Annotated in this window: 22 protein-coding genes; 13 read left to right on the top strand and 9 right to left on the bottom strand. The window is 65.6% G+C overall.

Translation table 11 applies throughout. The features are described 5' to 3' along the window. Positions 1 to 81: 81 nt before the first annotated feature. Positions 82 to 906 (top strand): cyclase family protein, encoded by an 825-nt coding sequence (locus GTK01_RS09845; protein ID WP_252925707.1) that lies wholly within the window; start codon positions 82 to 84, stop codon positions 904 to 906. On the opposite strand, the gene GTK01_RS09840 is transcribed toward GTK01_RS09845, so the two are convergent. Next, entirely contained in the window at positions 903 to 2,270 is a 1,368-nt protein-coding gene (locus GTK01_RS09840) for a cytochrome P450 (RefSeq protein WP_252925706.1), read from the bottom strand. The genes GTK01_RS09845 and GTK01_RS09840 overlap by 4 nt on opposite strands. 265 nt (positions 2,271 to 2,535) lie before the next feature. Here GTK01_RS09840 and GTK01_RS09835 point away from each other — a divergent pair, with 265 nt between their 5' ends. Continuing rightward, complete coding sequence (locus GTK01_RS09835) at positions 2,536 to 2,979, top strand: response regulator (protein ID WP_252925705.1); 444 nt, start codon at positions 2,536 to 2,538, stop codon at positions 2,977 to 2,979. Positions 2,980 to 3,158: 179 nt separating this feature from the next. On the opposite strand, the gene GTK01_RS09830 is transcribed toward GTK01_RS09835, so the two are convergent. After that, entirely contained in the window at positions 3,159 to 3,608 is a 450-nt protein-coding gene (locus tag GTK01_RS09830; RefSeq protein WP_252925704.1) for a host attachment protein, read from the bottom strand. Positions 3,609 to 3,788: 180 nt separating this feature from the next. On the opposite strand from GTK01_RS09830, the gene cysG reads away from it, so the two are divergent. The 4 genes from cysG to GTK01_RS09810 are packed head-to-tail and all read left to right on the top strand — an operon-like array spanning position 3,789 to position 7,750. Beyond that, entirely contained in the window at positions 3,789 to 5,237 is a 1,449-nt protein-coding gene (gene cysG, locus GTK01_RS09825) for a siroheme synthase CysG (RefSeq protein WP_252925703.1), read from the top strand. After that, positions 5,234 to 5,542: a DUF2849 domain-containing protein gene (locus tag GTK01_RS09820; RefSeq protein ID WP_252925702.1), complete on the top strand. Its 309-nt coding sequence runs from the start codon at positions 5,234 to 5,236 to the stop codon at positions 5,540 to 5,542. Before cysG ends, GTK01_RS09820 begins: the two co-directional genes overlap by 4 nt. 16 nt (positions 5,543 to 5,558) lie before the next feature. Continuing rightward, positions 5,559 to 7,229 carry a nitrite/sulfite reductase gene (locus GTK01_RS09815; RefSeq protein WP_252925701.1) on the top strand — a complete coding sequence of 557 codons (1,671 nt, stop codon included), beginning with the start codon at positions 5,559 to 5,561 and terminating at the stop codon, positions 7,227 to 7,229. Further along, a complete protein-coding gene (locus GTK01_RS09810) occupies positions 7,229 to 7,750 on the top strand; it encodes a DUF934 domain-containing protein (RefSeq protein WP_252925700.1) in 522 nt (173 codons plus the stop codon). The genes GTK01_RS09815 and GTK01_RS09810 overlap by 1 nt, the downstream gene beginning before the upstream one ends. Here the strand turns inward: GTK01_RS09810 and GTK01_RS09805 are convergent. Both GTK01_RS09805 and GTK01_RS09800 read right to left on the bottom strand, forming a co-directional pair. Then, the gene (locus GTK01_RS09805; RefSeq protein WP_252925699.1) at positions 7,747 to 8,442 is read right to left on the bottom strand and encodes a UTRA domain-containing protein; all 696 of its coding nucleotides are present in this window, start codon (positions 8,440 to 8,442) and stop codon (positions 7,747 to 7,749) included. The two genes, GTK01_RS09810 and GTK01_RS09805, sit on opposite strands and share 4 nt — an antisense overlap. Then, entirely contained in the window at positions 8,439 to 9,809 is a 1,371-nt protein-coding gene (locus GTK01_RS09800) for a formimidoylglutamate deiminase (RefSeq protein WP_252925698.1), read from the bottom strand. Before GTK01_RS09800 ends, GTK01_RS09805 begins: the two co-directional genes overlap by 4 nt. Before the next feature lie 75 nt (positions 9,810 to 9,884). Between GTK01_RS09800 and hutI the strand changes: the two genes are divergently transcribed. The 4 genes from hutI to hutU all read left to right on the top strand — a co-directional run bounded on the left by hutI (position 9,885) and on the right by hutU (position 15,274). Further along, the gene (gene hutI / locus GTK01_RS09795; protein WP_252925697.1) at positions 9,885 to 11,081 is read left to right on the top strand and encodes an imidazolonepropionase; all 1,197 of its coding nucleotides are present in this window, start codon (positions 9,885 to 9,887) and stop codon (positions 11,079 to 11,081) included. Continuing rightward, positions 11,078 to 12,610: a histidine ammonia-lyase gene (gene hutH, locus GTK01_RS09790; protein WP_252925696.1), complete on the top strand. Its 1,533-nt coding sequence runs from the start codon at positions 11,078 to 11,080 to the stop codon at positions 12,608 to 12,610. Before hutI ends, hutH begins: the two co-directional genes overlap by 4 nt. A gap of 202 nt (positions 12,611 to 12,812) precedes the next feature. Continuing rightward, a complete protein-coding gene (hutG, locus tag GTK01_RS09785) occupies positions 12,813 to 13,604 on the top strand; it encodes an N-formylglutamate deformylase (RefSeq protein ID WP_252925695.1) in 792 nt (263 codons plus the stop codon). Beyond that, complete coding sequence (gene hutU / locus GTK01_RS09780) at positions 13,601 to 15,274, top strand: urocanate hydratase (RefSeq protein WP_252925694.1); 1,674 nt, start codon at positions 13,601 to 13,603, stop codon at positions 15,272 to 15,274. Before hutG ends, hutU begins: the two co-directional genes overlap by 4 nt. Before the next feature lie 48 nt (positions 15,275 to 15,322). Here the strand turns inward: hutU and GTK01_RS09775 are convergent, their stop codons facing one another. Both GTK01_RS09775 and gndA read right to left on the bottom strand, forming a co-directional pair. After that, entirely contained in the window at positions 15,323 to 16,915 is a 1,593-nt protein-coding gene (locus tag GTK01_RS09775) for a TadE/TadG family type IV pilus assembly protein (RefSeq protein ID WP_252925693.1), read from the bottom strand. A gap of 112 nt (positions 16,916 to 17,027) precedes the next feature. After that, positions 17,028 to 18,461, bottom strand: a complete 1,434-nt coding sequence (gene gndA, locus GTK01_RS09770) for an NADP-dependent phosphogluconate dehydrogenase (RefSeq protein WP_252925816.1) — start codon at positions 18,459 to 18,461, stop codon at positions 17,028 to 17,030. A 226-nt stretch (positions 18,462 to 18,687) separates the two neighbouring features. Between gndA and GTK01_RS09765 the strand changes: the two genes are divergently transcribed. The 3 genes from GTK01_RS09765 to GTK01_RS09755 all read left to right on the top strand — a co-directional run bounded on the left by GTK01_RS09765 (position 18,688) and on the right by GTK01_RS09755 (position 21,823). Beyond that, a complete protein-coding gene (locus GTK01_RS09765; RefSeq protein WP_252925692.1) occupies positions 18,688 to 19,662 on the top strand; it encodes a complex I NDUFA9 subunit family protein in 975 nt (324 codons plus the stop codon). Between the two features lie 3 nt (positions 19,663 to 19,665). Beyond that, entirely contained in the window at positions 19,666 to 20,433 is a 768-nt protein-coding gene (locus GTK01_RS09760; protein WP_252925691.1) for a sulfite exporter TauE/SafE family protein, read from the top strand. 226 nt (positions 20,434 to 20,659) lie between these two features. Further along, positions 20,660 to 21,823, top strand: a complete 1,164-nt coding sequence (locus tag GTK01_RS09755) for an MFS transporter (protein ID WP_252925815.1) — start codon at positions 20,660 to 20,662, stop codon at positions 21,821 to 21,823. A 92-nt stretch (positions 21,824 to 21,915) separates the two neighbouring features. On the opposite strand, the gene GTK01_RS09750 is transcribed toward GTK01_RS09755, so the two are convergent. From GTK01_RS09750 to GTK01_RS09740, 3 genes are read right to left on the bottom strand one after another with little or no spacing between them, the layout of a single operon-like run. Beyond that, positions 21,916 to 22,749 (bottom strand): alpha/beta fold hydrolase, encoded by an 834-nt coding sequence (locus GTK01_RS09750; protein WP_252925690.1) that lies wholly within the window; start codon positions 22,747 to 22,749, stop codon positions 21,916 to 21,918. Further along, the gene (locus GTK01_RS09745) at positions 22,746 to 23,855 is read right to left on the bottom strand and encodes a branched-chain amino acid ABC transporter permease (RefSeq protein ID WP_252925689.1); all 1,110 of its coding nucleotides are present in this window, start codon (positions 23,853 to 23,855) and stop codon (positions 22,746 to 22,748) included. The genes GTK01_RS09750 and GTK01_RS09745 overlap by 4 nt, the downstream gene beginning before the upstream one ends. Positions 23,856 to 23,859: 4 nt before the next feature. Beyond that, positions 23,860 to 24,855: a branched-chain amino acid ABC transporter permease gene (locus GTK01_RS09740; RefSeq protein WP_252925688.1), complete on the bottom strand. Its 996-nt coding sequence runs from the start codon at positions 24,853 to 24,855 to the stop codon at positions 23,860 to 23,862. Positions 24,856 to 25,040: the final 185 nt, after the last annotated feature.

Genomic DNA, 25,040 nt, shown 5'->3' with positions numbered 1-25,040 from the left:
CTGCCGAAAATTTGCGCTTGCCGCTGCGTCAGTTCCGGTTCACCGTCAGCGTCTCCATCCACCATCCCGCTGGGGGTTCCCATGTGCCATGTCTGCGTCATTGAGAACGTGAAATCGAACATGCTGTCGCGCCGTGCATTCTTTCGCGGGGCAACGGCCACCGCCGCCGGCGCGGCGATCGCAACGGCCGGTCCGTTCGCGCGGCCCGCACTGGCCCAGGCCGCAAGCCGCGCCGAAGACCTGACGCATGAATTCTACGAAGAATTCCCCACCTTCTTCGGCGACCAGCAATTCTTCATCGAGCAGAAGTTCTCGTTCGCGAAGGATACGTTCAATCTCAACGAGTGGCGCATCAACGAGCATACCGGCACCCATATCGACGCACCGCTGCATTTTTCCGCCGACGGGCGTTCGGTTGCCGACATTCCGGTGGAGGACCTGATCTGCCCGCTCGCCATCATCGACATCAGGCAGAAAGCCGAGGCCGATGCGGATGCGCAGGTGACGCCCGACGACATCGAGACATGGATCTCGGCCAATGGCGAACTGCCCGAAGGCGCTTGCGTCGCCATGCTTTCGGGGTGGGGCGAGCATGTGAGCACCGACAAGTTCCGCAATGCCGACGCGGATGGGACGATGCATTTCCCCGGCTTTCACCTCGAGGCCGCGCAGATGCTGATGGAGGCAGGCAACGTCAAGGCAATCGCCGTCGACACCCTGTCGCTCGACCATGGCATGTCACCGGATTTTGCGGTCCACAACGAGTGGCTTCCCTCCGGACGTTACGGCATCGAGGGCATCGCCAATCTCGGCGCCCTGCCGGCATCGGGCGCAACGCTGATCGTCGGCGCGCCGAAAGTGCGCGGCGGCACGGGAGGGCCGGCCCGCATCTTCGCGATGGCCTAGCGGCGGCTGACCCGCATCGGCAGTCCGCCCTGCGGCTGGGTGGTGAGTTTTTGCACCGGCCAGGGCTTCGTTTCGGGCAGGACATCAAAGCGATAGCGCGCCATCAGGACGGCGAGCGCGATGACCGCTTCCTGCATGGCGAAGGCGGCGCCGATGCAGATGCGTGGGCCGGCGCCGAAGGGGAGGTACTGGTAGCGGTCGAGCGCGTCGCGGTTTTCCGGATGGAAGCGGGCCGGGATAAAGGCTTCCGGATCGTCCCAGATCTTGCGGTGGCGATGCACCGTCCACGGCATGACGAGAACCTGCGCGCCCTTGACGATCTCGAGGTCCTCGTAGCGGTCGGCTGCGATCGCCTCGCGGTTGATCGAGGGGGCGGGCGGGTAGAGCCGCATCGCCTCCTCGAAGGCTGCGCGGGTGTAAGGCATGGCGGCGATCCAGTCCTGCGGCGGCAGGTTCCCTGTCATCGCCGCGTCGATCTCCGCCTCGATCTTCTCGCGCTCCCACGGTGCTTCGGCCAGGCAGTAGAGCGTCCAGCCGAGCGCACGAGCAGTCGTTTCGTGGCCGGCGCCGATGAAGGTGATGATGTTGTCCTCGATCTCGGAGCGCGCCAGGCCGTCCGGTCCTTCGGCCTTCAAGAGCAGCGTCAGGAAATCGGCCGGCACGTCCTCGCCGCGATCCATGCGCGTCCTTCTCAGGCGGACCGTGTCGGCGACGATCTTGCGGAAGAAGGCGAGCGATTTCTTGCCGCGGATGCGGGTGAATCTCGGCAGCCAGTCGGGCGCGCCCAGAAGATCCATCGGATCGACGCGGCCCATCGTTTCGAACAGCCGGTCGACCTGATGCGCGAAGGAGCCGGGTTCGCCCGCGATCTCGCCGGAAAACAGCGTTTCGGCGAGGATGTCATAGGTAAGCATGGTCATGTCGCGGGAGATGTCGGCGCGGTCGGCGTCGCGGTAGCGCTCGGCGAAATCGAGCGAGGTCGACAGCATCGCGGATGCGAAGCCATCAATGTTCTTCGGCGTGAAGACCGGCGCCATCGCCTTGCGCGATCGCTTCCACACGTCGCCCTCGGCGGTGAGCAGCCCATCGCGCAGGATGGGGCGCAGGATTTTCTGGCGCACCCGCGCCATCTTGTAGTTCCTGGCATTTTCCACCAGCACGTAGCGGATAAGCCCCGGATCGTTGGCGATGACCAGCGGTCCGCCGATTCCCGTGGAAATGGAGATCCATTTCTCGTTGTAGGAGGGCTCGCCCCAAAGCTCGAGGGGGTTGTTGTAGACGATCCGCATCATCTGCAAGGTGGAAGGCGGCGACTGGCGCGGCCGGGGCGCCGGCGGCACGAAGGGGGCGGGCTTGGCATCCATGGCGACGCTCCTCGGGTTCACCTGAACTTAGGGCGGCGCGGGCACCGTCGCCAGCAACGCCACGCGCGCCTGCGACAATTAGGCCGCCCTCAACGCCTGGAACTTTTCCTTGCCTAACGATTTATGAGACGTAACGGCACCGCAATTGCGAGCCCGCGCGGCTTTCAGTCGCGCAAAGTCAAAATAAAGACTTTTCCGTTAGTCGTGCAACCAACCCGTCACCGACGAGTTAGATTACGCGCCAGCGCTTACAGGTAGACGTGCTTTGGACAACAACTGCAAAATCCTGGTAGTCGAAGACGAGATTTTCGTCGCGATCGAGATTGAATACGTGATCAGCGAGCTCGGTCATGAGCCGATCGGCATCGCCGCCGACCGAGCCGCCGCGCTGGAACTGGGCCACCGCGCCGATGTCGCTCTGGTCGACCTCAATCTGCGTGACGGGGCAACAGGGATCAACATCGGACGCGAACTTGCCAGACGGCACGATGTGACCGTTCTCTTCATGACCGCAAATCCGAGCCAACTGGGCGACGGCGTCCCCGGTACGCTTGGTGTGATCTCCAAGCCAGTGGCGGACAGCGAGCTGCGCGCGGCCATCCGCTACGCGGTCGCCTGTCACACCGAGCACATGGACGCAGAACCGCCAGCGCGGCTCCAGCTTTTCATGACAGCGGATAACGCATCGGCACGCCGCGCACACGGCTAAGAGCGACTGTTCAGAGCGCGTAACAGGCTTGTTGCCCCAGACCCGCGCCGAACTGGATCAATCCCGCGAGCTCGTCTTGCGTAGCAGAGACTGCGAAGCTGCCAAGGCAGCACGTTATGCGTCCAGCTGAACCGAGTGGGAGAACCCGCGACACGATCGTGCCGCGGGTTTGCGGCCTATCAAGCCGCGAGCAGGTGTTTTTCGATCTCGTCGATGGGATGGTTGGTGAGCGTTTTCGGCACTTCCGCGACGATGCGATCACTCACCTCCTTATGGAGTTCCTTGCGCAGGTCGCCAAGCACGGTCGGCGGCGCGACGACGATCAGTTTCTTGAACGCGCCGCGATGGGCCAGCTTATAGAGCCGTTCGGCGATTTCGGCCGCGAAGCGTTCCTTTTCGATGCGGTGCCAGTCGGTCTCCTCCACGGCGCTGCGGTGGCGTCCCCCGATGTTGGGCATGCGCCCGGGTCGATCCGTTCCCTGCTCGTGCGTCGGCGGGTTGTCGTCACGCATCTCGCGAAAGACCTGGAGATTGGGATAGACCGCATCGCCCTCGTTACGAAGAAACAGTGCCTTTTCACCGTCGGCGACCACGACCCAAGCGTCGTGTTCGATCTTGAGAACGGACATGAAACTCTCCTTCGGCTGGTTCCTCAACTGAACGCGCCCCTGCGTACCGGCGTTCCAGGACAAGAGAGAGGAATAATATTCTCCTGACCGGGAGATCGCGCGAAAAGCGATTGTGCCTGGCGGATGGGCGCACGACGCGATTTCTTACCCGCGATGCCCGCTTCGGCGAGAATACCGGCTATGTCGACATTCACCTATACCCCTGCGCCCGCACGGCTGAACGCCTTCCCGATCTTTGCCAAGGTCGAGGGCCGCACAGTCGTCATCGTCGGCGATGGCGACGAGGCACTGGCCAAGGCGCGGCTGATGGCGCAGTCGAGCGCAGATGTGCGCGTGATCTCAGACGAGCCCGAGGCCGAGCTTGCCGGCTGGGCCGAGGCGAACGGCGCTTCAATCATCCGGCAGGCCTATAATGCCTCGCTGATCGAGGATGCCGCGCTGGTGTTCGCCGCAACGGGCGAACACGACCGGGACGCGCGGATCGTCGCCGATGCGCGGGCGCGCAAGATTCCCGTCAATGCCGTCGACCGGCCGGAACTTTGCGACTTCTTCACGCCGGCGCTGGTCAACCGTGCCCCTGTCGCGGTCGCCATCGGCACGGAAGGCGCTGGGCCCGTTCTGGCGCAAATGATCCGCGCGCGCATCGACCAGATGCTGAGCCCGCAACTCGGCCCCCTGGCTTTGCTTGCCGCTAGCTATCGCGATGCGGTCGAGAAGCTGCTGCCGAAGGGCGTCGCGCGGCGCCGGTTCTGGAAGGAATTCTTCACCGGCGAGACCGCCCGCACCGTCGATGCCGGCGATTTCTCGTCAGCGCGGCGGACGGCCTCGCGGCTCCTGCGCGAGCGCGGCGCGGTTCCAGGCCATGTGGCGCTGGTCGGCGCCGGTCCCGGCGCAGAGGACCTTTTGACGCTGCGCGCGCATCGTCTCCTGATGGAAGCCGACGTGATCGTTCACGATGCGCTGGTGCCGGAGGCGGTGATCGCCATGGGCCGACGCGACGCCGAGCGGATCGCGGCCGGAAAGCGCAAAGGCTGCCATTCCAAGACGCAGGGCGAGATCAACGCCTTGCTGGTCGAACTCGGCCGCGCCGGCAAGCGCGTCGTGCGGCTCAAATCCGGCGATCCGCTGGTCTTCGGGCGCGCGGGCGAAGAAATGGCGGCGCTTCGCGATGCCGGCATTTCCTATGAAGTCGTGCCGGGCGTGACCGCCGCCTTCGCGGCCGCCGCAGATTTCGAACTGCCGCTGACGCTGCGCGGCGTTTCGAGCTCGATGGTGTTCACCACCGGGCACGACCTCAAGGGCGCGACGCTGCCCGACTGGGCACGGCTTGCCATCGATGGCGCGACGGTCGCCGTCTATATGGGCCGCTCGATCGCAGCCGACGTCGCCGAGCGGCTGATCGCTGCGGGGCTCTCGCCCGACACCGCCGTCGCGGTGATCGAGAATGCAAGCCTGGAAGGCAAACGCCTCTTCCACGGCACGCTGGCCGATCTGCCCTCGCTGCAGGAACGGACCGACCTTACCGGCCCGGTCATGACCATTATCGGCGACGCCGTCGCCGGCGCCAATTTCAACCGGTCGCAGGCGCTCTACCGCCAGCCGGCGTTCAGCACGGAGAACTCACGATGAAGATCCTGACCGCAAACCGCCTGACCGACGGCGAAGCCGTGTGGCTTTGCGCCGACCATAGCTGGGCCGAGACGATCGATGCGGCCGAGATCGCGCGCGACGCGGCAACCGAGGAAAAGCTGGAGCGCGCCGGCAAGGCGGCTGTTTGCAAGAACGAGGTCGTCGACCTCGCGCTCGTCGACGTCGAGCTCGTCGACGGCCGCATCTGGCCGAAGCGCCTGCGCGAGCGCATCCGCGCCGCCGGCCCCACCAACCGGACCGATCTCGGCAAGCAGGCCCGTCCGGACATTTCCATCGCCGCCTGAGCGAGACGAGGATTTCATGTATCGTTACGACGAGTTCGACCACCAGTTCGTAAAGGCCCGCACCGCAGAGTTCGCCGACCAGGTGGACCGGCGGCTTGCCGGCGAACTGACCGAAGACCAGTTCAAGCCGCTGCGGCTGATGAACGGCGTCTACCTTCAGCTTCACGCCTACATGCTGCGGATCGCCATTCCCTACGGCACGCTGTCGTCCAGGCAGCTGCGGATGCTGGCGCACATCGCGCGCACCTACGACAAGGGCTACGGCCACTTTACGACGCGCCAGAACCTGCAGTTCAACTGGCCGGCACTGTCGGACATCCCGCAGATCCTCGCCGATCTCGCCTCCGTCGAGATGCACGCAATCCAGACGAGCGGAAACTGCATCCGCAACGTGACGGCCGACCATTTCGCGGGCGCGGCCGCCGACGAGGTCGCCGACCCGCGGCCCTATGCCGAAATCCTTCGGCAGTGGTCTTCGGTGCATCCCGAATTCTCGTTTCTGCCGAGGAAGTTCAAGATCGCCGTGACGGGCGCCGAGCGCGACCGCGCGGCGATCCAGGTTCACGATATCGGGCTGCATCTGAAGAAGAACGCGGCAGGCGAGCTGGGCTTTGCCGTCTATGTCGGCGGCGGACAGGGGCGCACGCCCTTCGTCGCCAAGAAGGTTCGCGACTTTCTGCCGGAAGAGGATCTGCTGACCTACACGACGGCGATCCTGCGCGTCTACAACCTCAACGGTCGGCGCGACAACAAGTACAAGGCGCGCATCAAGATCCTCGTCCACGAGACCGGCACGGAAGAGCTGACGCGCCAGATCGAGGCGGAGTTCGCCGCGATCCGCGAAGGCGAATTGAAGCTGCCGCAGGCCGACATCGACGCGATCGAGCGCTATTTCACGCCGCCGGCACTGCCCGCGCGGCCGGAAGGCACGGTCATCGAGACCAGCGCGAAGCTCGCCAACCCGGCTTTCGCAAGCTGGGTGAAACGCAACGTCAATCCGCACAAGAACCCGGACTATGCCTCGGTGACGATCTCGCTGAAGGGCATCGGCGAGGTGCCGGGCGATGCGACCGACGCGCAGATGGATGCGGTGGCAGACCTCGCCGAGGAACTGGCGTTCGACGAAATCCGCGTCAGCCATGAGCAGAACCTGATTCTGCCGCATGTCGCGCGGGCCGACCTGAAGGAAGTCTACAAGCGGCTCGAAGCGATCGGTCTTGCGACCGCCAATGCGGGCCTCGTCACCGACATCATCGCCTGCCCTGGCCTCGACTATTGCGCACTTGCCAATGCGCGCTCGATCTCGGTCGCGCAGGAGATTTCGAACCGCTTCGGCAGCCAGGCGCGGCAGGAGGAGATCGGCGAGCTGAAGCTGAAAATCTCCGGATGCATCAATGCCTGCGGCCATCACCATGTCGGCCATATCGGCATTCTGGGCGTCGAGAAGAAGGGCACCGAGCTCTACCAGATCACGCTCGGCGGCTCGGGGGACGAGAACACGTCGATCGGCGAGATCGTCGGCCGGGGCTTCACCGCCGAGGAGATCGCCGACGCGATCGAGACCGTGGTCGAGACCTATCTGGCGCTGCGGACCGACAAGTCGGAAGACTTCCTCGCCGCCTATCGCCGGGTCGGGGCGGCACCGTTCAAGCAGGCGCTTTATGGCGCTGAAGCGAAGGCTGCCTGATGAGCGAGGGGAATGTGACGCGCCTTTGGACGCAGGCGGGCTTCATCGACGATTTGTGGACGCGCGGCGACGCGGAGACGCCAGCGGGCGATCACGTCATCATGCCGCTCGACGCCTTTCTGGCCGCCATCGAGGCCGGGACGAATGCGGGGCCGCTCGGCGTCCATCTGGCGCCGGGCGAAAGTCACGATGCGATCCTGCCGCATCTGGACCGGCTGTCGCTGATCTCCCTCGGCTTCCCCGCCTATAATGACGGGCGGTCGTTCTCGAAGGCGGAACTCTTGCGCAGCCGGCATGGATTTACCGGAACGCTCCGTGCGCATGGCGACGTGCTGATCGATCTCGTCAACCACATGCTGCGCACCGGATTCGACGAGCTGGAAGTGACGAACGGCCCGACGCTGGCGCGGCTGGAAGCCGGCAGGCCCGGCGGGCTCGGCGTCCACTACCAGCCCGCGGCGAAACAGTCCGCAAAGCCTGCGGATGCGCCGGCCTATGCCTGGCGGCGGGTGCCGGCCTAGAGCTTCGTCACCATGCGATAGGTCGAGGGGTGGATCATGCGCACCAGCGTGATCGGCCTTTCGCCGAGCCAGGTGATGCGCTCGCCGACAAAGACGGGCGCGCCCTTTTCCACGTTCAGCAATTCCGCTTCCGCGCCCGCAGCGTCGGCGTGGAAGGTGAATTCGGCATGGGTGAAGGGCGCCGTCTCGACGAGCCATTCGTTCGGACCGGTTTCGGTGAAATCGGCGTCTTTAGCGGCGGACACGGTTTCAAGCACGATGTAACGATCCTCGAACTGGTAGGGCCGGCGGTCGGCCAGGTGCAGGGCGCGGACATGGCGCAGCAGCGCGTCCGCCGAAAGGCCGAGGCGGGCGCGGATGAGCGGGGGGGCCTCGATCGTCTCGCTCGAAAGCAGCCGGTACTGGTAGGCCGCGCCGCCCGCCTCGACCTCCTGGCGCACGAGCGGAATGACGAAGCGCGCCTCGCGCACCGGATGAAGCGAAACGCGAGTGCCGGCCTTGCGGCGGCGCTCGATGAGCCCGGCTTCGGCGAGTTCGCGCAGCGCGCGGTTGACGGTCGCGCGGGCCGCGCCGAATTCCACCGACAGGGCTTCCTCGCCGGGGATCAGCGCGCCCGGCAGCCAGACGCGGCTGGCGATGCGGCGCGAAATCTCGTCGCGGATGGCGCGGTAGGAGGAACGGGCGGCGGTCACAGACGGTCCATGATCGAGGTCAGGCGGGACTTGTAGCGGGCGGCGATCGCGTCACGCGCGACATGCCGGCCCTGCCTTATCATATGTCGGCCCGCCGACCAGAGATCGGTGACGCAGGTTTGCGAACCCGCGAAGACATAGGCATCGAGCATCATGTCGCCTGCGAGGCCGTGGAGACCGGCGCGGGCCGGGTCGATGGCGAGAAGATCGGCCCAGTTGCCGGCCTCGATGGCGCCTGATGCTCGGCCGAGCGCCTGCGCGCCGCCTGAGGATGCGAGATCGTAGAGCTTTCGGCCAGCCGATCCGCCGGGGTCGGCAAGGACCACGCGCGCGCGGTCGCGCAGGCGCTGCGAATAGTCGAGCTGGCGCAACTCGCCGATGGTCGAGATGGCGATGTTGGAATCCGAGCCGACGCCGAGCCGGCCGCCATTTTGGAGATAGTGGTCGCCATCGAAGATGCCGTCGCCGAGATTGGCCTCGGTGATCGGGCACAGGCCGGCGACCGCCTTCGTGCCAGCAAGCGCTGCCGTTTCCCTTAAGTTCATGTGGGTGCAGTGGATCAGGCACCAGCGCTGCCTCACGTCATGATTGGCAAGGAGCCACTCCATCGGCCGCGCACCGAGGACGTCCTGCGTTTCGGCAAGCTCGGCTTCCTGCTCGGCGATGTGCATGTGGAGCGGCAGATCGGGTTTCCAGCCTGAAATTTCGGCGAGGTCGGACACCGGGACGGCGCGTAGCGAATGTGGCGCAAGGCCGAGGCCGGTATCTGTCGACGCGGCGCCGACGATGGCCTCGCAGCGGGCGACGAGTTCGCCATAGCCGTCGAGATCGTTGGCAAAGCGCAACTGGCCGCCCTTCAACGGCCGGCCGTCCACGCCGCCTTGGACATAGTGGACGGGAAGGAGTGTCAGGCCGATGCCGGTCGTCTTCGCGGCGGCCGCGATGCGGGCCGCGAGTTCGCCTCGGTCGGCGTATGCCGCACCGCCCGGTTGGTTGTTCAGATAGTGAAACTCGGCGACGGCGGAAAAGCCCGCCTCCTGCATTTCCATGAAGGCGAAGGCGGCGATGGCTTCGATATCGTCGGGATCGAGCAGGTCGAGGAAGCGATACATGATCTCGCGCCATGTCCAGAACGAGTCGCGGCCCGATGGGCCACGCCGCTCGGCAAGGCCGGCCATGGCGCGCTGGAAGGTGTGGCTGTGCAGGTTCGAAAGCGCGGGGAGAAGGAGCGGCACGGCTTGATCGTCCGCGCCACGCACCGCTTCCCCCTGCACGGATTCGATCCGCCCATCGGCGCCGAGTACGACCCGGACATCAGCCTTCCAGCCGGAAGGTAGAAGCGCGGTCTGGGCGAAAATGTAGGTCATGGGGAATCCCGATTGACATATTATGTCTATACATAATAGCGTAAACGCGGATTTGAATTTGCGCAAGCGATAGCGATGACCCCGACGCTTCTCACCAATCTCAGCCTGGCCGCCATGACCGCCGATCGGCCGTACGGCCTGATCGAGGATGGCGCGGTCGCCATTCACGACGGGCGGATCGTCTATGCCGGGCCGGGCGGGGATTTCGAGGAGGGGTTCGACGCGTTCGAGACACGCGACATGGGCGGGCGGCTCGTTACGCCGGCGCTGATCGACTGCCACACGCATCTCATCTTCGCCGGCAATCGCGCGCGCGAGTTCGAGATGCGGCTCGACGGCGCCACCTATGAGGAAATCGCGCGGGCGGGTGGCGGCATCGTCTCGACCGTTTCAGCCACGCGCAAAGTCTCCCAGCAGGAACTGGCGCGTCAGGCGCTGCCCCGCCTCGACGCGATGATCGCGGAGGGGGTCGGCACGGTCGAGATCAAGTCCGGCTACGGGCTGACCGTCGAGGACGAACTGAAGATGCTGCGCGCCGCGCATGAGCTCGGCCGCCTGCGCCACGTGCGGGTAAAGACGAGCTATCTCGCCGCACACGCCGTACCGGCCGAATACAAGGGCCGCGCGGATGCCTATATCGACGAGGTGGTCCTGCCCGGCATGGAAGTCGGCGCCGAAGAGGGGCTGATCGACGCGGTCGACGCGTTCTGCGAGGGCATCGCGTTCAGCCCCGAGCAGATTTCCCGCGTCTTCGACAAGGCAACCGCGCTTGGCCTGCCGGTCAAGCTCCATGCCGAGCAATTGTCGGACCTGGGCGGGGCCAAGCTGGCGGCATGGTACGGCGCACGTTCGGCCGATCATCTGGAATATCTGGGCGCCGAAGGCGTGGCGGCGATGGCGGAGGCGGGAACCGTCGCAGTGCTCTTGCCGGGCGCGTTCTACACCTTGCGCGAAAAGCAGATGCCGCCGGTCGAGGCGCTGCGCGCGGCGGGCGTTCCGATCGCCGTGGCCACCGACTGCAATCCCGGCTCCTCGCCGCTCGCCTCGCCGCTTCTGGCGATGAACATGGCCGCGACGCTGTTCCGGCTGACGCCGGAGGAGGCGCTGGCAGGTCTGACGCGCAACGCCGCGCGGGCGCTCGGGCTGGGTGAAGAGATCGGAACGATCGAAGCCGGCAAGCGCGCGGAACTGGCCGTGTGGGATGCCGAGCATCCGGCCGAACTGGTCTACCGGATCGGATTCAATGCCTTGAGCGAGAGGATCGTAGCTTGACCATCACCCTCACCCCTGGGGCCGTCACGCTCGACCAGCTTCAGGCGATCTACTGGAACGGCGCGTGCGCGCGGCTCGATGAGGCCTGCCGGCCGGGCATCGCAAGCGCTTGCGCAGTGATCGACCGGATCGCGAAAGGCGACGCCGCTGTCTATGGCGTCAATACGGGGTTCGGGAAGCTTGCCTCGGTGAAGATCGCGGCGGCGGATGTGGCGACGCTGCAGCGCAATCTCATCTTGTCGCATTGCTGCGGCGTGGGCGCGCCGCTGGCGCCGGAGATCGTGCGGCTGGTGATGGCGCTGAAGCTTGCTTCGCTGGGGCGCGGGGCGTCGGGCGTCAAACCTTCGACCGTCGAACTGATCGAGGCGATGCTGGAAACGGGCGTCGTTCCGGTGATACCGGAAAAGGGCTCGGTGGGAGCGTCCGGCGATCTCGCGCCGCTGGCGCATATGACGGCTGTGATGATCGGAGAGGGCGAGGCTTTTTTTGCCGGGGAACGATTGGTCGGACGGGTCGCGCTGGAGCGCGCGGGGCTCAGCCCCATCACGCTTGCCGCCAAGGAAGGACTGGCGCTGATCAACGGCACCCAGGTATCGACCGCGCTGGCGCTTGCAGGGCTCTTCAAGGCGCATCGCGCGGCCAATGCGGCGCTTGTGACCGGGGCACTCTCGACCGACGCGGCGATGGGCTCGTCTGCGCCGTTCCATCCCGAGATCCATGCGCTGCGCGGCCATCAGGGGCAGATCGATACCGCGGCGGCGCTCTGGGCACTGCTCGACGGATCGGAAATCCGCGAAAGCCATCGCGAGGGCGACGAGCGCGTGCAGGACCCCTACTGCATCCGCTGCCAGCCGCAGGTCGACGGCGCATGCCTCGACATTCTGCGCCAGGCGGCGCGAACCTTGGTCATCGAGGCGAATGCGGTGACCGACAACCCCCTGGTGCTGTCGGACGGACAGGTGCTTTCGGGCGGGAACTTCCATGCCGAACCGGTGGCGTTTGCCGCCGACCAGATCGCGCTCGCCATCTGCGAGATCGGCGCGATCGCGCAGCGGAGGATCGCGCTCCTGGTCGATCCGGCACTCTCCTTCGGCCTGCCGGCGTTTCTGGCCGCAAAGCCGGGGCTGAATTCCGGCCTGATGATCGCCGAGGTGACCTCGGCCGCGCTGATGAGCGAGAACAAGCAGATGGCGCACCCGGCCTCGGTGGATTCGACGCCGACCTCGGCCAACCAAGAAGATCATGTGTCGATGGCCTGCCATGGCGCACGACGGCTGCTCGCGATGACCGACAATCTGGCAGCCATCATCGGGATCGAGGCGGTGACCGCGGCGCAGGGGCTGGATTTTCGCGCGCCCTTGAAGACGAGCGCTGCGCTGCAAGCGGCGTATGGCGTGGTGCGCGGGTCGGTCGCGGGGCTGGAGGTGGACCGGTACATGGCCGGGGATCTCGAGGCGGCGGCGGAACTGGTGCGGTCCGGGGCGCTGAATGCGAGCGTGGGGGATGTGTTGCCGGGGTTGGTATGGTGAGGGTTTTTGCGAAGCGGACCGCCATGCTCTCGGTGAAGGGGACCCCCACCCTTTATCCCTCCCCACAAGGGGGAGGGATACATCCACGCTGCGAGCAGTATTGCAGCGAAGGATCAAGCATTCATTGTGACGCCGACGACTCCCTCCCCCTTGTGGGGAGGGGTACGGGGTGGGGGTCCCCGTCGAAAGAAGGGGTGTCTCCATGAGACCTGTTTCCGTCACCCAGGGAACCTCGCCCGTCATTCTCGGCATGCCGCATGTCGGGACCTATGTGCCCGATGCGGTAGCCGCGAAGCTCAACGCGGAAGGCCGCAAGCTGCGGGACACGGATTGGCACATCGACCGGCTGTATGAGGGGCTTCTGCCGGGTGCGTCGGTGGTGAGGGCGAATTTCCATCGCTATCTGATCGACGCCAATCGCGACCCGTCGGGCGTCAGCCTCTATCCAGGGCAGAACACGACCGGGCTGGTGCCGCAGACCGATTTCGACAACCAGCCGATCTGGACGGACCTGCCGGACGCAGCGGAGTGCGAACGGCGGCTCGCGGAATGGCATGCGCCCTACCACGCGGCGCTCGCGGCCGAGGTCGCGCGGGTCAAGGCGACGCATGGGATCGCGGTGGTTTATGACTGTCATTCGATCCGCTCGCGCTGCCCCTTCCTGTTCGAAGGCGAACTGCCGGTGCTGAACATCGGCACCAATGACGGGGGGACCTGCGACCCAGAATTTGAGCGGATCGCGATCGAAATCGCCAAAAATTCGGGTTTCCCTTTCGTCGCCAACGGTCGCTTCAAGGGCGGCTGGACGACGCGCCATTGTGGCAGGCCGCAGACGGGCGTTCACGCGATCCAGATGGAGATCGCGCAATCGGCCTATCTCGCCGACGAGACGGAACCCTGGACATACGATGCGATCAAGGCCGCGCCGCTGCGCCATACGCTCACGACATTGCTCGCCGCACTTGAAGACGCGGCTTTCGGAGGACGCTCATGACCGATCCACGCCACAACATCCGTGAGATCCGCGCGCCGCGAGGCCCGGAAATCACTGCGAAGCACTGGACGACCGAGGCGGCGATGCGGATGCTGATGAACAATCTCGACCCGGACGTGGCGGAGAACCCGAACGAGCTGGTCGTCTATGGCGGGATCGGGCGCGCGGCGCGGACCTGGGCGGATTTCGACCGGATCGTCGCGAGCCTCAAGGATCTGAGCGAGGAGGAGACGCTTCTCGTCCAGTCCGGCAAGCCGGTGGGCGTGTTCCGCACGCACAAGGACGCGCCGCGCGTCCTGATCGCCAATTCCAACCTCGTTCCGCATTGGGCGAACTGGGCGCATTTCAACGAGCTCGATCGACGCGGCCTGATGATGTACGGCCAGATGACGGCCGGCTCGTGGATCTATATCGGCACGCAGGGGATCGTGCAGGGCACCTACGAGACCTTCGTGGAGGCCGGGCGGCAGCACTATGGCGGCAACCTTAAAGGTAAGTGGATACTTACGGCTGGGCTGGGCGGCATGGGCGGCGCGCAGCCGCTGGCCGCCGTGATGGCGGGCGCATCGTGCCTTGCCATCGAGTGCGACGAGACGCGGATCGATTTTCGAAAGCGCACCCGCTATGTCGACGAGAAGGCGACAAGCCTCGACGAGGCGCTCGACATGATCGCGCGCTGGACGAAGGCCGGCGAGGCGAAGTCGGTCGGGCTTTTGGGCAATGCGGCCGAAATCTTGCCCGAACTCGTCAGGCGCGGCGTCAAGCCGGACATGGTGACCGACCAGACCTCGGCGCACGATCCGCTCAACGGCTATTTGCCCAAGGGATGGTCGCTCGCTGAATGGAAGGCGAAGCGCGAGAGCGATCCTAAGGCGGTGGAAACGGCCGCGCGCGCGTCGATGCGCAGCCACGTCGAGGCGATGGTGGCTTTCTGGAACGATGGCGTTCCGACGCTCGACTACGGCAACAACATCCGCCAGGTGGCGAAGGAAGAGGGCTTGGAGAACGCCTTCGTGTTTCCCGGCTTCGTGCCGGCCTATATAAGGCCCCTGTTCTGTCGCGGCGTCGGGCCGTTCCGCTGGGCGGCGCTCTCGGGCGATCCCGAAGACATCTACAGGACCGATGCCAAGGTGAAGGAACTGACGCCCGGCAACGATCATCTGCATCGCTGGCTGGACATGGCGAAGGACCGCATCGCGTTCCAGGGCCTGCCGGCGCGCATCTGTTGGGTGGGCCTTGGCGACCGGCACCGGCTCGGCCTCGCCTTCAACGAGATGGTGGCGAAGGGGGAACTAGAGGCGCCGGTGGTGATCGGCCGCGACCATCTCGATTCGGGCTCGGTCGCCTCGCCCAACCGCGAAACGGAAGCCATGAAGGACGGGTCGGACGCGGTGTCCGACTGGCCGCTTCTCAACGCGCTGCTCAACACCGCATCGGGCGCGACCTGGGTGTCGCTGCACCACGGGGGCGGCGTCGGCATGGGGTTTTCGCAGCATGCGGGCATGGTGATCGTCGCCGACGGCACCGAAGACGCCGCGCGGCGGCTTGAGCGGGTGTTGTGGAACGACCCGGCAAGCGGCGTCATGCGCCACGCCGATGCAGGCTACGACATCGCGCTCGACTGCGCCCGCGAAAAGGGGCTGAAGCTGCCGGGGATTTTGGGGAACTGAACGCGGCAACGGGGGCGTTAAGCCCCCGTCCCTCGTCATTTTCGGCGATCAGCGTGCCAGACGTACGACCTGAAGCGACTGGGCAATGCCGGAGAAGGCTGCCGAAAGGATCGAAGCGTTGGCGGCCTCGAAATAGTGCTGCGAGGAGGTTGCGCAGGCTTTCAGCATGTCGCGGGCGACCGGGTCCTCGACCATGAAGGCGACGGTGAATATCTCGATGTCGTGGCCCTTCATATTGGTGCAGATGGCGACCGTGTCCTCGTTGGTTTGCGCGTATGCATCCTTGCCGATCGGGTCGAGATCGCAGCCCTCACCATCCACGGGAGCGCCGCCCTCATCGTCATCGTCGTCATCGTCTTCGTCTTCGCATTCCTTGCGAACATATGTCTGGCGCTCGGACCCGGTCAGTTTGCTCGCCGATGTGGTCGAGCGGCCGTCGCTCTTGCGGTAGAGGAGCGTATTCGAACCGTCCGTCATCAGGACGACGACCTTGCGCGGGCGCAGATTGCCTTCGTCATAGGGCAATCCATCGGCGAAAGGTCCTTTCGGCGAAAGCGTGTTGTGCCCCCAGATGAGGCCAGCTGGAATGAAGGTGTTCGGCGAATAGGAAGGCAGGCTCGTCACCATGCCCGTGATCGCAGCCTTGAGCGCGGCGCGGTCGCTCGTCAGGCGCACGATCGGCGTCACGCATTTCTGCCGCACATCGGTGTAGCCGGGATAGCGAACCGCAGGATTGGCATCGGTGAGGCGATTGGTCCCGCCCATGCGCGAACCGATGCAGCCAAACCATTTCGTGGTCGACGACGTGGTCTTTTCGGGCTGCGCCTTGGTGCAGACCTCCTTGGGCGGAATCTCAACCGTTTCGTAGTTCCACCCGCCGCCGCAGGTCGTCTCGAAGGTCGCGCCGTCGACTTCCTTGGTGCAGGTGTAAGTTGGGTCTTGCGTGGTCTTGCGCTTTTCGGTCGTGACCGTCGTACAGCTTTCCGCCTTGGCAGGCGTCGTAGTGACAGTCGTCACGTCGTCGGGAACGCTGGTCCACGACGCATTGCGGTAGGCCAGTCCGACATTGACGTTGTCGGCGTAGGGAACCAAAGCAATGCGCACCGACGTGTCGCCGTTTTTCAGCAACGCATCGACGAGCTCCGTGGCGGCAGACTTGAGCGCGGCGATGCGCGTCGTCGCCGAGCCGGCCGTCGCCTCCATCGACTTCGTATTGTCGAGCACCAGCGACACTTCGACGGTGCCGCGCGTTGCGCGCTCGGCGAGCGCCGACGCACCGACGTCAAGTTGATGATAGCCGGCGAGGCCCATGAAAGTGGTCGGGATCGAGCCGCGAAGCTCGACATCGACGCTTTCGCTCGACGCCACGACGCTCGCCACCCGAACCTCTTGCACCCGCGAACCCTTGCGGTTGGCCGCCAGATAGTCGCTGGCGAGTTGCTCGAGGCGAGCCTGGTTCTGTACCTTGGTCGACGCCAGCGCGAGCGACGTGGAATCGGCAATTTCCTGCAGGTGCCGCTGCGCCGAGTGATGGCGCGAGTAATCGATCGCCACCCCTGCCGCCAGGCACAGAGGAATCATCGTGACGCCGGAAAGAATCGCGAAGTTTCCAGAGCGCGATTCAAGGAATTTTCTCAACATGGCAGGCCCCCGCCTTGGACACATGCATGACGCATGGCGCCAGACTTGGGCTGCGCTAGTAAAGGATAGATTACCGGGCCTTACCTGCTTGCCGACTGGGTAAAGAGAGGGTTTAGGTTCCGGCCTTGCTTTGCCTCAACCAGTCACCATGGTGTTCGCCGGGCGCGTCGATCCGCTCGAAGCCGTGAGCGCCGAAGAAGTCGCGCTGGCCCTGAATGAGGTTGGCGGTGCTGCGGCCCTGCCGGAAGGCATCAAACCAGGTGATCGCGGCGGCGAGCGCGGGAACCGGCAGCCCGGCTTCGACCGCGCGGCCGACGACGCGGCGCAGCGCCGGACTCGCCATCATCATCGTGTCGATGAAGGCAGGCATCAAGAGAAGATGCGCCGGCTCAGTCGCCTGGTCGTAGGCGGCAGCGATCTCGCTCAGGAACTGCGAGCGGATGATGCAGCCGGCGCGCCAGATGCGCGCCACGGTGCCGAGCGGCAGGTCCCAGCGAAATTCGGCCGACGCTGCCTCCATCACGGCGAAGCCCTGCGCGTAGGCGACAAGCTTGGCGGCGAGGAGTGCGTGTTCGAGATCGCGGATGAACGCGTCGTCAGCGACGATGGGCGTGGCGGGGACCGAGCCTGCATAGATGCTTTCAGCCCGCAGGCGCATCTCCTTTTCCGCCGAAAGGCTGCGCGCGGCGACCGCGGTTTCGATGGTGGTGGCGGGTATGCCCATCAACTGGGCTTCGACCGCCGCCCAGCGGCCTGTGCCCTTCTGGCCGGCTCGGTCGAGGATCGCGTCGACCAGCGGTCCGCCGGTCGCGGGGTCGGTCGCGCGCAGGACCTCGGCAGTAATCTCGACAAGGTAGGATTCGAGCGGGCCGGAATTCCACCGCTGGAAGATGGTTGCCATCTCGCCCGCCGACAGGCCCGCGCCATCGCGAAGGAGGCCGTAGATTTCCGCGATCATCTGCATGTCGGCATATTCGATGCCGTTGTGGATGGTCTTGACGAAGTGGCCGGCGCCACCCTCGCCCAGCCACGCAGCGCAAGGCTCGCCCTGGAAGCGCGCGGCGATGTCCGTCAGGATCGGCTCGATCTGCCGCCATGCAGCCTGCGCGCCCCCGACCATGATTGACGGGCCGTGACGTGCGCCCTCCTCGCCGCCAGAAACGCCCATGCCGACGAAGGTGAGGCCGGAGCCGTCGAGTTCAGCGAAGCGGCGGATCGTGTCGCGGAAATTGGCATTGCCGGCGTCGATGATCATGTCGCCGGCCTGCAGATGATCGCGCAGCGCGGCGATCTGCTCGTCCACCGCCTTGCCGGCCTGGACCATGAGGATGACCGGACGCGGCGGCTTTATCTGGGCGACGAATTCCGCCAGCGTCGCGCAGGGCACGATGCGCTCGCGCAGTTCGCCGGCATTTTCGAAGAATGCGCCAGTCTTGGATGCCGTGCGATTGTAGACGGCGACTGCATGGCCCTTCTCGGCGATGTTCAAGGCGAGATTGGAGCCCATCGTTCCGAGCCCGATGAGGCCGATATGCGCTTTGGTCATGTCCATCCCTGATCTTCTGGCGGAGCAAGAACGCGATGCCCCGATTATTATTGCGCCGATCACCCAGCGGAAGGGAAGGTGTCGCGCCGCTGCAGCAACCGGTCAACAGACGAGACGGAATGCCTGCCATGCACAAGCAACATTGTTGGCCGCGCCGTTCTTGACCCTTTGCGTTTCAAGCCAAAGTGATTAAGACAGCCGCGAAGGCTTCAAAGAGCAGGACGCGATGACCACCGTCACCCAGATTCCTCCCCTCGTCACGATCATCGGCGGTTCCGGTTTCGTCGGCCGCTACGTCGTCCGCGCGCTGGCAAAGCGTGGGTACCGCATCCGCGTCGTCAGCCGCAATCCGAACACGGCGCACCATCTGCAGCCGCTCGGCAATGTCGGCCAGATCCATGCCGTGCGCGGCAATCTGCGCAACCGTGCCTCGATCGACAAGGCCGTCGAGGGCGCCGGCTGGGTGATCAATCTCGTCGGCATCCTCTCGGAAAGCGGCACGCAGACCTTCAACGCGGTGCAGGCCGCCGGCGCGCGCATGGCCGCGCAAGCGGCGCGCGACGCAGGTGCCCGCTTCATCCAGATGTCGGCGATCGGCACGGATGCGAATTCGCGTTCCGACTACGCCCGCACCAAGGCCCAGGGCGAGGCGGGGGTGTTCGCGGTGCTGCCGGACGCGATCGTCTTCCGGCCCTCGATCATTTTCGGACCCGAGGACGGGTTCTTCAACCGCTTCGCCGCCATGGCGCGGCTCTCACCGGCGCTGCCGATGATCGGCGGCGGGGACACGAAATTCCAGCCGGTCTATGTCGGCGACGTCGCCGAGGCGTTCGCGCGCGCCGTCGACGGGCAGGTCGAGGGCGGCAAGGTCTACGAACTGGGAGGGCCGGAGGCGCTCTCCTTCCGCGATTGCATGAAGCTGATGCTCAAGATCATCGACCGCAAGCGGCTCTTCGTCCCGATCCCGTGGAAGATCGCCGAGCTGCAGGGCGCGATCCTCGGCCGCCTTCCCAAACCGCTGCTGACGCGCGACCAGGTCGAACTTCTCAAGACCGACAATGTCGTCTCGCCGCAAGCCGAGGACGAAGGGCGCACGCTCGAAGGGCTCGGCATCCGTCCGCAGGCGATGGAGGCGATCTTGCCGACCTATCTGTGGACCTACCGCGCGGCCGGCCAGTTCACGCGCCCGCAGGGCATGTAGGCATTGCAGGCGATTGCCGGCTTTCTTCCCGATGGATTGGCAATCTGGGCAGCAGCGCTGCTCGTCGTCGCGAGCTTTTTCACCTCGGCGCTGACGGCCGCCTTCGGCGTCGGGGGCGGGGTGGCGATGCTGGCGCTGATGGGGCTCTTCCTGCCCGTCATGGCGCTGATTCCGGTTCATGGCGCCGTGCAGCTCGGCTCCAATACGGGCCGGGCCTGGCACCAGCGGCCGTTCATCCGGCACGACATCTTCGTGCCCTTCCTGATCGGGTCGCTCGTCGGCGCGGGGGCCGGCGCGCTCGTCGTGGTGCAGCTGCCCGACGCGCTCTTGAAGCTCGTGCTCGGCGGGTTCATCCTCATCGTGACCTGGGGAAAAATTCCCGGCTTCGACAGGCTGGGGCGGATCGGGCTCGCGGTGGGAAGCGCCGCAACCGCGCTCCTGACCATGATGGTGGGGGCCACGGGGCCGCTTTTATCCTCCGTCTTCGCGCAGATCATTCCCGATGACCGCAAGGCGCTGGTCGCAACGCATGCCGCCGGCATGACGATCCAGCATGCGTTGAAGATCGTCGTCTTCGGCCTGGCAGGCTTCGCGTTCGCGGCATGGGTACCGCTCGTCGCGCTGATGATCGCATCGGGGTATCTCGGCACGGTCTACGGCTCCACATGGCTGGAACGGTTGCCCGAAGCGCAGTTTCGCCGCTGGTTCAGGATCGGCATCTCGCTCCTGGCGCTCGACCTTTTGCGCCAAGGCTTCATGCGGCTTATCTGACGCGTCGGGAGCCTCCGGAAACCCGCTCCCTGTTCGGACCGATGCCTGGAACTGGCTCGGTCGTTGGCGCGCTCTGGCGCTGACGGCCGTCGCGACGGGCCGGTAACCAAGGGGGGAGGAGAATCCATTGGAACCCATACCCGCGCCCGCCCGGCCCGCGCCCGACCGGCCCGCACTCGACCGGATCAGCCAGATCGACGGCCGCTACGCCTGGACGCGCCTCGTCATGTCGGTGCTGATCGCCACGATCGGCTCGGTCGGCATGTGGTCGGTCGTGGTCGTGATGCCGGCGATCGAGGCCGAGTTCGGCACGATGCGCGCCGCCTCCTCCCTGCCCTACACGATGACCATGGTCGGCTTTGCCATCGGCAACGTCTATATGGGCCGCTTCGTCGACAAGGCCGGCATTTTGCTGCCCGTCATCGGCTCGGCGCTGGCGCTCGGCATCGGCTACGCGGCGGCGGCGCTCGCGCCTTCGATCTGGGTCTTCGCGATCGTACAGATTCTGATCGGCTTCGGCGCGGCGGCGACGTTCGGCCCGCTGATCGCCGACATCTCGCACTGGTTCGTCAAGCGCCGCGGCGTCGCTGTGGCGGCGGCGGCGAGCGGCAACTACTTCGCCGGCGCGATCTGGCCGCTGGTCATCCAGGCCGTGCTGCCGGACTGGGGATGGCGGACGACCTATCTGGGCCTCGGCGCGTTCGCGCTCGTCACCATGGTTCCGCTGGCGCTGATGTTCCTGAAGGCGCGCGCGCCGGACCTCGGCTCCGGCGCCCATGCCGTGGTTCCGAAGCCGGTACGGTCGATCGACCTTTCGCCGCGCCAGCTCCAGATCCTGCTTTCGGTCGCGGGGCTGGGCTGCTGCGTCGCCATGTCGATGCCGCAGGTCCACATCGTCGCCTATTGCGTCGATCTCGGCTTCGGCATGTCGACGGGGGCGGAAATGCTGTCGCTGATGTTGATCGGCGGCGTCGTGAGCCGGCTCGCCTCGGGCTTTCTTGCCGACCATATCGGCGGGGTGAAGACGCTGCTCATCGGCTCGGTGTTCCAGATGCTGGCGCTCGCCGCCTACATCCCCTTCGACGGCCTCGCCTCGCTTTATGTCGTCTCGCTGGTCTTCGGCCTGTCGCAGGGCGGCATCGTGCCCAGCTACGCGATCATCGTGCGCGAATATCTTCCGGCGCACGAGGCGGGACAGCGCGTCGGGCTCGTCATCATGGCGACGATCATCGGCATGGCGCTTGGCGGCTGGCTGTCGGGACTGATCTACGACATCACCGGATCGTACCAGGCGGCGTTCCTGAACGGGATCGCCTGGAACCTGATGAATGTCGCGATCATGACCATGATCCTGTGGCGGACGAAAATGCGGGGTACGCGGACAGCGTAGGGCTTTCGAAAGAGAACCCCCGCCCTCTATCCCTCCCGCGAGAAGGACAGGCGCCATCGTCGAGCTCTGCCCTTAGAGCTGACGCCTTGGCATCACGCGAGGAATTCCCGCAGCAATGCGATCTCGCGCCCGCTGGCAAGCGTCGGGGCGTGGCCGTATTCCTCGAAGGTGACGAGGCGGGGCCTGGGGCCGCGCTTCGTCATTTCCCCGGCTGTCTCGGCGGAAAGGACGTCCGACGTCCTGCCGCGCAGAAGAAGCGTCGGGATCGTCAGCCGGTCGTAGGATGACCAGATGTCGAGATCGCCCTTGTGGTGAGTGAACTGGGCGACGATCTGCGGATCGTAATGGACGGTGATGCGGCCGTCGTCGGTCCGACGCGACGAGGTGTCGGCCATGCGGCGCCAGAAGGCGGGCGTGTTCTCGCCGAAGGGGGCATAGTTCCGGCGCAGCCAGGCCTCCAGCTCCTCGATGCGCTGGTAGACGGGCGGATTGCCGACATATTCGACGATGCGGCCCGTGCCCGCTTTGGGAATGTCGGGGCCGACATCATTGATGACGAGATGGGTGATGCGCCCTTCCAGCACGCCGGCGGCGAGCGTGACGCCGATCAGCCCGCCCATCGACGTGCCGATCCAGCGGGTCTTCTCGACGCCGTAATGGTTGAGCATCGCCTGCGCGGTGGCGCCGAAGGTGGCGTAGGAATAGTCGGTCGCCGGGTCGCGCGCCCAACTCGACAGGCCGCGGCCGAGCGTATCGGGACACATGACGAAATAGGTGTCGGAGAGCGCTTCGGCGACCTCGTCGAAATCGCGGCCCGTGCGGGCAAGGCCGTGCCACATGACGAGGGCGGGCCTGGAGCGGTCACCCCACTCGGTGACGTGGAGTTCGAAGCCGGCGGCGGGGATGTAGGTCGAGACGGGTTTCATTTGCGGCCACCTTTGCCGAGCAGCGTGCCTGCGATGCCCGACGGGAAGAAATAGACGAGCAGGATGAAGAGGATGCCGAGCCACAAGAGCCAGCGGTCGGGATTGAGAAGCTCCGGGATCAGCGGCAGGTCGGCCGTGGCCTGCGCGCCCGCTCCCATCAGGTCCTTCAGGTAGAACTGCGCGAGCGTCATGATGACGACGCCGACGATGGCGCCGACCATGGTGCCCATGCCGCCGATCACCACCATCAACAGAACATCGATCATGATGTCGAAGGAGAGCGTCACGTCCGGCCCGGTATAGCGCAGCCAGACGGCGCGCAGGACGCCGGCCAGCGCGGCGACGACGGCGGCGATGCAGAAGACGGAAGTGCGGTAGGCGACCACGCGGTAGCCGATCGCCTCGGCGCGCATCTCGTTTTCGCGGATCGCCTGCAGGACCGTGCCGAGCGGCGAGCGCACGATGCGCACCATGAGGTAAAAGAGTGCGAGCGAGGACAGGAAGACGAAATAGTAAAGATAGAGCCGGCCGGTGACCGGGACGCCGAACAGGCGGACCTGGTCGCCATTGGCGTCTTCCAGCCGGTTGGCCGGGGAGAAGAAGCGCGGGATCTCGTAGGTGATGCCGTCCTCGCCGCCGGTGAAGTTCGAGAGCTGGCTGGCGAGCACCAGCATGACGGAAGCGGCGGCCAGCGTGACCATGGCGAAGAAAATCGCCTTCACGCGCAAGGACAAGAGCCCGATGAGGACGGCGAGCACGAAGGCGGCGAGCACGCCGAGCGAGCCGCCGACGAGGATGGCGTCGAAGCCGCGCCCCATGGTCTTGAGCGCGATGGCGGTGCCATAGGCCCCGAGACCGAAGAACATCGTGTGGGCGAAGGAGACGATACCTGTGTAGCCGATCAGGAGATCGTAGCTGGCGACGAGCACGATGAAGACGCAGATGCGCGCGGCGACTTCCTGCGCCCGCACGTCCGGGAAGAGGAACGGCGCGAAGAGAAGGCACAGGCCGACGATGGCGGCGAAGCCGTAGACGATGACGCGGCCGATGGTGACGCGTGTGGAGGTGGCGGCGCGTGCAGGGACGGCGAAGGTTTGAGCGGTCATATCCTCACCCCTTCACGGCGGGCTTGAGGCCCCAGGGCCGCCACAGGAGCACGATCATCATCAGGATCATGGTCGAGGCGAGCGCCAGCTTGGGAAACAGGAAGGCGACGTAGTTGGTGGTGAGGCCCACCATCAGCGCGCCGAGGAGCGAGCCCTGGATGGAGCCGAGGCCGCCGATGATGACGACGATGAAGACCATCACCATCAGCTCTGAGCCGAGCGCGGGCGTAATCAGCCCCTGATAGCCCGCCCACATGGCGCCGCCCATGGCCGCGAGCGCCGAACCCGCCATGAAGACGCCGATGAAGAGACGGTCGATGCGGAAACCGAGCGCCTCGACCATCTCGCGGTTTTCGACGCCGGCGCGGATCAAAAGGCCGATGCGGGTGCGGTTCAGCGTCAGGTGCAGAACGAGGTACACGGCAAGACCGAGCAGGAAGGCGAAGATGCGGTAAATCTCGACCGCGACGTCGCCGATCAGGAACGAGCCGGTGAGGATCGCCGGGCGCGGGACGGGCATGGGGGTGCCGCCCCAAATGACGAGCAGGATTTCCTCGGCGACGATCAGCGCGCCGACGGTGATGAGGATCTGGCGCAGGTGATCGGAATAGACCGGCTTGATGATGACGCGCTCGAAGAACCAACCGGCAAGCGCGCCGAAGGCCGTGGCCGCACCGATGGCGGCGACGAGAGCGGCGATGTTGAGGAACGCGCTATCGCCGCTGACCCAGATGCCGAGCGATGCGAGCACCGTCGCGCCGATGAAGGCGCCGAAGGAGACGAAGGCGGAATGGCCGAAATTCAGAACATCCATCAAGCCGAAGATCAGCGACAGGCCCGACGCCATCAGGAAGATCATCATGCCCATGGCAAGGCCGGCAATGGTGAGCGTGGCCCATGAGGACGGTCGGCCGATGAGAACGAAGGCGACGATGGCGAGGATGAGCGGGAGCAGCATGACGCCGCCGAAACGATCGAATGTGGCGGAGAGGGATTTCATTGGAGGGGGCTCCGCGAAGCGCAGGTGTTTTTTGCGAAGTGACCCCCACCCTTCATCCCTCCCCACAAAGGGGAGGGAGTCGCAGGCGCTGTGCCCGTGCTTTCGGCGAGGTGCCACGCGGCAAGGGAACCGGGATGTGGACGGCCTCCCGCCCCCTTGTGGGGAGGGATGAAGGGTGGGGGTAC

The organism is Aliihoeflea sp. 40Bstr573 (assembly GCF_024105655.1).
Classification (GTDB): Bacteria; Pseudomonadota; Alphaproteobacteria; order Rhizobiales; family Rhizobiaceae; genus Aliihoeflea.
The sequence above is the reverse complement of the archived record's forward strand: the minus strand, read 5'-3'. Positions and strand labels throughout refer to the sequence as shown.

Excerpts from the sequence above, each read along its gene's own strand:
- cysG (WP_252925703.1), top strand. The coding sequence starts at position 3,789 with ATGTCGACATTCACCTATACCCCTGCGCCCGCACGGCTGAACGCCTTC.
- GTK01_RS09820 (WP_252925702.1), top strand. The coding sequence starts at position 5,234 with ATGAAGATCCTGACCGCAAACCGCCTGACCGACGGCGAAGCCGTGTGG.
- GTK01_RS09810 (WP_252925700.1), top strand. The coding sequence starts at position 7,229 with ATGAGCGAGGGGAATGTGACGCGCCTTTGGACGCAGGCGGGCTTCATC.
- GTK01_RS09765 (WP_252925692.1), top strand. The coding sequence starts at position 18,688 with ATGACCACCGTCACCCAGATTCCTCCCCTCGTCACGATCATCGGCGGT.
- hutU (WP_252925694.1), top strand. The coding sequence starts at position 13,601 with ATGACCGATCCACGCCACAACATCCGTGAGATCCGCGCGCCGCGAGGC.
- hutG (WP_252925695.1), top strand. The coding sequence starts at position 12,813 with ATGAGACCTGTTTCCGTCACCCAGGGAACCTCGCCCGTCATTCTCGGC.
- gndA (WP_252925816.1), bottom strand. The coding sequence starts at position 18,461 with ATGACCAAAGCGCATATCGGCCTCATCGGGCTCGGAACGATGGGCTCC.
- GTK01_RS09830 (WP_252925704.1), bottom strand. The coding sequence starts at position 3,608 with ATGTCCGTTCTCAAGATCGAACACGACGCTTGGGTCGTGGTCGCCGAC.
- GTK01_RS09800 (WP_252925698.1), bottom strand. The coding sequence starts at position 9,809 with ATGACCTACATTTTCGCCCAGACCGCGCTTCTACCTTCCGGCTGGAAG.
- GTK01_RS09815 (WP_252925701.1), top strand. The coding sequence starts at position 5,559 with ATGTATCGTTACGACGAGTTCGACCACCAGTTCGTAAAGGCCCGCACC.
- GTK01_RS09755 (WP_252925815.1), top strand. The coding sequence starts at position 20,660 with ATGTCGGTGCTGATCGCCACGATCGGCTCGGTCGGCATGTGGTCGGTC.
- GTK01_RS09740 (WP_252925688.1), bottom strand. The coding sequence starts at position 24,855 with ATGAAATCCCTCTCCGCCACATTCGATCGTTTCGGCGGCGTCATGCTG.
- hutI (WP_252925697.1), top strand. The coding sequence starts at position 9,885 with ATGACCCCGACGCTTCTCACCAATCTCAGCCTGGCCGCCATGACCGCC.
- GTK01_RS09775 (WP_252925693.1), bottom strand. The coding sequence starts at position 16,915 with ATGTTGAGAAAATTCCTTGAATCGCGCTCTGGAAACTTCGCGATTCTT.
- GTK01_RS09745 (WP_252925689.1), bottom strand. The coding sequence starts at position 23,855 with ATGACCGCTCAAACCTTCGCCGTCCCTGCACGCGCCGCCACCTCCACA.
- GTK01_RS09840 (WP_252925706.1), bottom strand. The coding sequence starts at position 2,270 with ATGGATGCCAAGCCCGCCCCCTTCGTGCCGCCGGCGCCCCGGCCGCGC.
- GTK01_RS09845 (WP_252925707.1), top strand. The coding sequence starts at position 82 with ATGTGCCATGTCTGCGTCATTGAGAACGTGAAATCGAACATGCTGTCG.
- GTK01_RS09750 (WP_252925690.1), bottom strand. The coding sequence starts at position 22,749 with ATGAAACCCGTCTCGACCTACATCCCCGCCGCCGGCTTCGAACTCCAC.